This is a genomic window from Nocardia thraciensis, from assembly GCF_054782435.1.
This window is the reverse complement of sequence record NZ_BAAGSM010000015.1, coordinates 1-8213: the sequence shown is the minus strand read 5'-3', so window position 1 is coordinate 8213 and position 8213 is coordinate 1. Positions and strand designations below refer to the sequence as shown.

Genomic DNA, 8213 nt, shown 5'->3' with positions numbered 1-8213 from the left:
ACCAACGGACCCATCGACGAACCATCCGCCGCAATATGATGCACAACCACCGCCAACACATACTCGGCCGGCGAACCGGCGGCGGTATCCGAGATCTCGAACAGCCGCACCCGGATCGGCACGTCGGCGGTCACGTCGAAGGGCGTCCCCGCCAGCTCGTACACCTGCGCGGCCACCTCGGCGGCGACGATCGATTCCGGCGTCACGGACACCCAGCCACGCCCGACCTCGGCCGCCGTGCCTTCGTGGTGGGCGAAATCCGACACGGGCAGTACCACCTGCACCGGGCCGTCCGGCGTCTCCGGATACACCGTGCGCAACACCTCATGCCGCATCACCACGTCGTCCAGCGCCTCCGACAGCGCCCGCACATCCAACTCACCGGTCAACCGCAACGCGAACGGCAGGTTGTAGGCCGACAATCCGGCCGTGGCCGCGTCCTGATCGAAGCGGTTGAGGAACCACATCCGCTGCTGCGCCAGCGACAGCGGCAGCCGTTCCGGACGCGCCAGGGTGCCCAGCCGGACACCCCGGCGGTCGTGGGTCCGGGATTCGATCGCGGCCGCCAGCGCGGTGACCGTGGGCGTCTCGAACAGCGCCCGGACGGGGATCCGGCCGTCGACCGCCGCGCCGAGCCGCGCCGCCACCTGGGTGGCGACCAGGGAGTTGCCGCCAAGAGCGAAGAAATCGTCATCGGCCCCGACGCGCTCGGCACCGAGCACATCGGCGAAGATCTCCGCCACGATCTCCTCGATCGGTGTTGCGGGAGCGCGGAATTCGCGACCGACGTACTTCGGCGCCGGAAGCGCCCTGCGGTCGAGTTTTCCGCTGGCATTGAGCGGGAAGGCAGCCAGCGCCACGATCGTGCCGGGAACCATGTAGGAGGGCAGCGTCTTCGCCACCGCCGCAAGCAGATCCGCCTGTTCGACCGATTCGCCCGGCGCGGGCACGACGTAGGCCACCAGCTGATCGCCGAGCGCCGACGGCACCACCGCGGCCACCGCCTGACTCACCGTCGGCTGCCCCAGCAGTGCCGCCTCGATCTCCCCCAGCTCGATCCGCTGCCCGCGGAACTTCACCTGGAAATCGGTACGCCCCAGATAGTCCAGCCGTGCGGGCAAGTCACCCGCGGCGGCCCGCCAGACCGCCAGGTCACCGGTGCGGTACATGCGTAGGCCTGTTACCCCGAAGGGGTTGGCCACGAACCGATCCGCCGTCAGCTCCGGGCGCCCCACATACCCGCGCGCGAGCTGATCACCTGCCAGGTACAGCTCGCCGGGCACGCCCGCGGGTACCGGGCGCAGTCGTCCGTCCAGCACGTACGCCTGAGTGTTCCACTGCGGCAACCCGATCGGGACGGTCGGGCGGTCCGCGCCGGTCGCGGGCCAGTAGGTCACCGAGACCGCGGCCTCGGTCGGGCCGTACAGATTGTGCACCCGCGCATCCGACACGGCGTGCACCGCGTCCACCGTCTCCGGCGGCAACGCCTCACCGATCACGAAGATGTCCCGCAGCGACGGGCACGAACCGGAAGCGAGCTGGGTCGCGAACACCGTCAGCATGGACGGCACGAAGTCGGTCACCGTGACGTGTTCGGCCGCAATGGTTTCCGCCACGTACAGCGGGTCCCGATGCCCGTCGTGGGTGGCCACCACCAGCCGGGCTCCGGCCCGCAGGGGCAGGAAGTACCCCCACAGCGACACGTCGAAGGTCGTCGCCGTCTTCTGCAGATATACGTCGCCGCTGCCGAGCGGATACTGTGCGAGCATCCACTCGATCTGGTTGTGGATGGCCGTATGCGAGACGACCACGCCCTTGGGGCGGCCGGTGGAACCGGATGTGAAGATCACATAGGCGGGGTGGGCAGCACGCAGCGGCGCACGGCGCTCGGCGTCGGTTACGGGCGCGCCGGAGAACTCGGACACGTCCAGCTCATCGAGCAGGACCACGCCCTCCGTCCCGGCGGACGCACTCGTGTTCGCAAGAGCCACATCGAGCACACCGACGATCGGCGAAGTCGACAACACGCACACGGGGTCGGCGGTGTCCAGGACGTGCCGGATCCGCTCGGCGGGATGATCCGGATCCAGTGGCACATACGCACCACCGGCCGTGATCACCGCGTACATGCCGACCACCAGGTCCAGCGAGCGTCGAACCGCTAGGCCGACCAGGGATTCCGGACCGACGCCCAGGGAGATCAGGTGCCGCGCCAGCCGGTTCACCCGAGCGTCGAACTCGGCGTAGGTGAGCGAGGACCCCTCGTAGGTCACGGCGACGGCATCCGGCTGCCGCGCCACGGTCCGGCGATAGCCGTCCAGCAGCAGTTCTGGCTCGACGGGGCGCCGAGTGTCGTTCCAGGCGTTCAGGATTCGATCGCGCTCCGCATCGCGCAGCAGTTCGATCGCGCCGACCGGCCGGTGCGCGTCCGCAGCGGCCGCCGTCAGCACGCGCGTCAGCCGTTCGGCGAATACCTCGACGGTCTCCGCGTCGAACAGGTCGGCCGCATAGGTGAACAGCGCCGAGAATCCGTCCGGCGCACCGTCGTTCTCCCGCGGCACGATCGTGAGCTGGAGGTCGAACTTGGCTATCGCACCACCGGCCTCGACGGCGGTCGCGGTCAGGCCGGGCAGTTCCAGCGGCGGCTTGTCCATGTTCTGGAAGAACAACGCCACCTGAAACAACGGATGATGCGCCCGCGAACGCACCGGATCCAACACCTCGACCAACCGCTCGAACGGCAACTCCGCATGCGAGAACGCACCCAGATCCGCCTCCCGCACCGCGGCAAGCAAATCGACGAACGACAGCGAGGAATCCACCCGCGTCCGCAGCACCAAGGTGTTGACGAACATACCGATCAAATCGTCCAGTTCGCGCTCACCACGACCCGCCACGGGAGTGCCGACAGCGATGTCGTCGGTAGCCGACAACCGCGCCAGCAGCACCGCCAACGCCGCATGCACCACCATGAACAGCGACGCGCTCGAATCCTGGGCGATCTCGAGCAGTCGGGCGTGTGTCGCGGCATCGATCTCGAACGCGTACTGACCGCCGCGACCGGAGGCCACCGCGGGGCGCGGGCGATCGATCGGCAGGTCCAGGCGCTCCGGCAGGCCGGCCAGCGCCGAACGCCAATAGGCCAGTTGGGCAGCGGCTTCCGAGGCGGGATCGTCCTCCGCGCCCAGCATCGCGCGCTGCCACAGCGTGTAGTCGGCGTACTGCACCGGCAGCGGATCCCATCCGGGCGCGGTCCCGCCGCGGCGCGACAGGTAGGCGGTCATGAGGTCGCGGACCAGCGGAGCCATCGACGCGCCGTCGGCGGCGATGTGGTGGACGGCGATGGCGAGGATGTGGTCGGCGGCAGGCTCGCCCGGAGCGCCGGAATCCAGCGCCAGCAGCGCGATTCGCAGCGGCACCTCCGCCGCGACGTCGAATCCGGCGAACGCGAACGCGGTCAGTCGATCCTCGAGTTCCTCCGGCGCAACGGGTTTCGGCTCCAGGTCCGGAATCGCGCGGTCGGTCGGCACGATCACCTGGTGCCCGGTGCCGTCTTCCGACGGGTACATCGTGCGCAGCGTCTCGTGCCGCTCGATCACGTCGGCGACCGCGGACTGCAGCGCCGCTATATCGAGCTCTCCGGACAGCCGCACGGCGAACGGAATGTTGTTGGCCGCCGACGCGGTGTCGAACTGGTTGAGGAACCACATCCGCTGCTGTGCCGGGGACAGCGGGATGCGTTCGGGGCGCGGCATCGGGGCCAAGGGCACTCGCCCGCCCGCCTCGGCGAGCGGCTCCATTCCGGCCGCCAACCCGGCCACGGTCGGCGCCTCGAACAGCAGCCGGGCCGGAACGCGGGCGCCGACGGCGGCGCCCAGCCGGGCCGCGGCCTGGGTGGCGATCAGCGAGTTGCCGCCCAGATCGAAGAAATCGTCGTAGGCGCCGATGGCCTCGGTCGTGTGCAACAACTCGGCGAAGGTCTCGGCCACCAGGGTCTCGAACCGCCCGGAGGGGGCGCGAAACTCCTTGGCCTGCAAGACAGGTGCGGGCAACGCCGCACGGTCCAGCTTGCCGACCGGGGTCAGCGGGATCTCGTCGAGCACCACCACGGAGGTCGGCACCATATGTCCGGGCAGGCTGCGGCCCGCCCAGGTCAGCAGTTCGTCGGTGTCGACCGCCCCGTTCGCCGAATGCACGTAGGAGGCGAGAATCGTCGCGCCGCTGTCCAGCCGGTGACCGACGGTCACCGCGAAGTCGACCGCCTCGTGCGCCGCCAGCACCGCGTCGATCTCACCCAGCTCGATCCGGAAACCCCGGATCTTCACCTGAAAATCATTGCGGCCCAGGTACTCCAGATCACCGGCAACAGTCCGACGCACCAGATCGCCGGTGCGATACAGACGAACGCCCTCCGGTTCCATCGGGTTCGCCACGAAACGCGCGGCCGTCAGCGCAGGCCGTTCGTGATAGCCGCGCGCCAATTGCGCGCCGGCGATGTACAACTCGCCGACCGCACCACTGGCCACCGGCGCCAGTCGCTCGTCCAGCACATATTCGGTAACCCCGCGGACCGGGCCGCCGATGGTGACCGTATCCCCCGCGGCCAGCGGCGAGCTGATGTTGGTCATGATCGTGGTCTCCGTCGGACCATAACCGTTGAAGAACTCCCGGATGCCGTAATCGACCGGAACCACCCAGCGCCGCACCAGATCCGGCGGACACGCCTCACCACCAGCAACCACCACCCGCAAATCGTCGAGCCCCGCCGGATCCACCGACGCCAGCGCGGCCGGAGTGATGAAAGCGTGCGTCACCCGCTCCCGCCGCAGCAGCGCCGCGAGTTCGTCACCCCCATACACCGACGGCGCGACCACCACCATCGCCGCCGCACCACCCACCGCCAACAACAACTCCAACACCGACGCATCGAACGACGGCGACGCAAAATGCAAAGTCCGAGAATCATTCCCCACCCGATAACGCTCACGCTGCTCATCACAAAAACCCGACAAACCAGCCTGAGTAACAACAACACCCTTCGGCTTCCCCGTCGAACCCGACGTATAAATCACATACGCCGGATGCTCAGCACGCAACGGACGCAGCCGATCCGCGTTCGTTATCGGCTCCACCGACCGCTGCTCCAGCCCCGGCCGGTCCTCGCCATCGAGCACGAGCCAGTCGATGTCACCGGGCAACCCGTCGCGCACCGCGGACACCGTGAGCCCGAGCGCCGCGCCGGAGTCCGCGACCATGTGCGCTACGCGTTCGGCGGGATAGTGCGGATCGACGGGTACGAAACCCGCCCCCGCCTTCGCCACCGCCCACACCGCGACCACCGAATCCACCGACCGCGGAACCCCGACCGCGACCAAATCCTCCGGCCCCACCCCACGCCCGATCAACAAACGAGCCAACCGCGTCGACCGCTCATCCAACTCCGCATACGTCAACTCCACCAGCGTCGCCGACGCATCGGCGAAAACCAGCGCGGTGCCGTCCGGATTCGTCTCGACGGCCGTTGTGAGCAGCCGCGGCAAGGTGGTGACGCGCGAGCGCCGGGCGCGGGTGGGCCGCCGACGTTCCGGACGGTTCACTCAGACACCCGACCCTGTCTACGGGACCTGCCGTCCCGACGGCTCGCAACGCTGCCGAACATCACCATGCAACCTTTTCCGTGCTCACGCCGAATCTCACCGATCATGCCTGGTTCGCGCACCTATCGCATCTTCCCTGGTTATGCACGCCCCCGAGTTCAGGGGCAGGCAACCGTCAGGGCCGTACGCTATAACCGGGCAACAATTCGTCCAGCACCACCACGACCTCGGCGGCACCGAAGGCGGACGGTGCCGGGCCCCGCTCGACCACCACGGCCCGCAGATCTTCCAACGGCTCCGGATCCAGCTCATCGAGCCCGGACGCCGCGCCGAACAGGTGCGTCACCCACTCGTCGGCCAGCGCCTCGCTGGTGACCGCACTCGGCAGCACGATCGACGCGCCCGCCACGCCCGCGGCCGCCAGCTCCAGCAGCGCGCCGAACCCGTCCGCGGGCCCCTGCCGGAACGTCCGGGACTCGAACGTCAGGTCCGTGCGCGTGCGCAACCGGTCGACGGCCGTCGCCAGCTGGTCGTAGGTCACGGTGCCGTCGGCGGTCGCGCGGGCGGGATCCGCACCGCGCAGCGGGCGCGTCCGGTGGGCGTAGGTGACCGGTCGCGCCGATTCCCCGGCGATCTCGGCGGCCGCCGCCGGATCGTCGAGCAGCAGCCAGTCGATGCCGTCGCCCCCGGGAGCCGACCCGGCGGTGAGCCCGATCTTGATCTCGGGCGCCGCGGGCAGTTCCGCGCCCATAGCCACTGGAACCACGGCGGCACCGGCCTTCAGCACGGCCCAACCGGTCACGGTCGATTCGACGCCGCGATCGAGCCGCACCGCCACTCCGGTCCCCGGCCCGCAGCCCCGGCCGATCAGGACCCGCGCCAGCCGCGACGATCGGGCATCGAGTTCCTGATAGGTCACCGCATCATCGCCGAAAACCAGTGCGGGACCGTCGGGATCGTCCTCCACCACCGCCGTCAGCGCCTGCGGCAGCGCGGTGCCGTTGGCCGACATTCGCTCCACGGGTTCGGACCCGGCAACGTCGGCCCGCGCCCGCTCCCGCTCGTCCAGCAGGTCGATATCGCCGACGAGCACCTGCGGGTCCGCGGCCACCGCGGCCAGGATCCGCTCGAAGCGTCCGCCCAGCGCCCGCATCGTCGACTCGTCGAAAAGATCGGCGGCATAGGTGAATACGGTGATCAACTCGGCGGGCGACCCCGTCGCGTCGTGCCGCGGCTCCACGATCACCTGCAGATCGAACTTGGCGATCACCACATCGGTGTCCAGCGCCGCGACGGTCAGGTCCGGCAGCTCCAGCGTCGGCTGCTCGGTGTTCTGGAACGAAAGCATCACCTGGAACAGGCTCTGTTCGCCCGAGCGGCCCGGGGACACGACCTCGGCCACTCGCTCGAACGGGATATCGGAGTTACCGAACGCGGAAAGATCCGCCTCGCGGGCCTTTTCGACCAGCGCGTCGAACGTGTCGGAGGTGCTCACCCCCGTCCGCAGCGCGAGCGTATTGACGAACATGCCGACCAGATCGTCCAGCGCGCGCTCGCCGCGGCCCGCGATCGGCGTGCCGACTGTGACGTCGGCACTGCCCGACTGCCGGGCCAGCAGCGCCGCCAGCGCCGCGTGCACGACCATGAACAGCGACGAATTGTGTTTGCGCGCAATGCGAAGCAATCCCTCGTGCACCGCCGCGGGCAGTTCGAAGCCGACCTGGCCACCGCGCATCGACGGAGTCTGCGACCGCGGGCGGTCCGGCGGCAGCAGTGCGGCGCCGGATATCCCGGCGAGCTGCCCACGCCAGTAGTCGAGCTGCCGGGCGGCGATCGAATCGGCCTCGTCGTCAGTGCCGATCACGCCGCGCTGCCACACCGCGAAGTCGGCGTACTGCACTTCCAGTGGCGCCCAACCCGGTTCGCGGCCCTCGTGCCGGGCGAGATACGCGGTCATCACGTCCCGCGCCAGCGGAGCCAGGGAGGCCCCGTCACCGGCGATGTGGTGCAGCACCAGCGCCAGCAGGTGGTCGTCGCCCTGCCGCAGCAGGACCCCGCGCACCGGAACCTGCTGTGTCACATCGAATCCCGTGGACATCAGCGAGGTGATGTGGCCGACCGGATCGGTGGTGGTCTCCACCGGCAGCCCGTCGGGTAGCGCCTCGGCGGCCGACAGGATCTCCTGGTACGGCAGCCCGCCCGGACCCCCGGCGGGGTAGCGGGTGCGTAGCACCTCGTGCCGCTCCAGCACGTCGGTGACCGCCTTGCGCAGCGCCGCCACATCCAGCGCGCCCGTCAGGCGGACCGCCAACGGGATGTTGTAGGACGGTGATTCGGGATCGAGCTGGTTGATGACCCACATCCGCTGCTGCGCGAGCGACAGCGGAATCCGGTCGACGCGCGGCGCGGGCGCCAGTTTCGGCCGCGCGGTTCCGGCGGCCGCGCCAGGCACGATCCGCGCCGCCAGCGCGGCCACGGTCGGCGCCTCGAAGACCTCGCGCACGACGACGTTCGAGTCCAGCGCCTCGTTGATTCGCGCCACCGCGCGGGTGGCGAGCAGGGAGTTGCCACCCAACGTGAAGAAATCGTCATCGAGACCGACCTCACCGGCGCCGA

At 69.4% G+C, this 8213-nt stretch carries 2 protein-coding genes; both read right to left on the bottom strand.

Annotated elements, in window-relative coordinates; genetic code table 11:
• The coding region (locus ACYVLQ_RS07850) for an amino acid adenylation domain-containing protein (protein ID WP_460696726.1) at positions 1 to 5597 on the bottom strand (5597 nt) is incomplete at its 3' end.
• Between the two features lie 175 nt (positions 5598 to 5772).
• On the bottom strand, positions 5773 to 8213 hold a 2441-nt coding region (locus ACYVLQ_RS07845; RefSeq protein WP_460696725.1), incomplete at its 5' end, for a condensation domain-containing protein.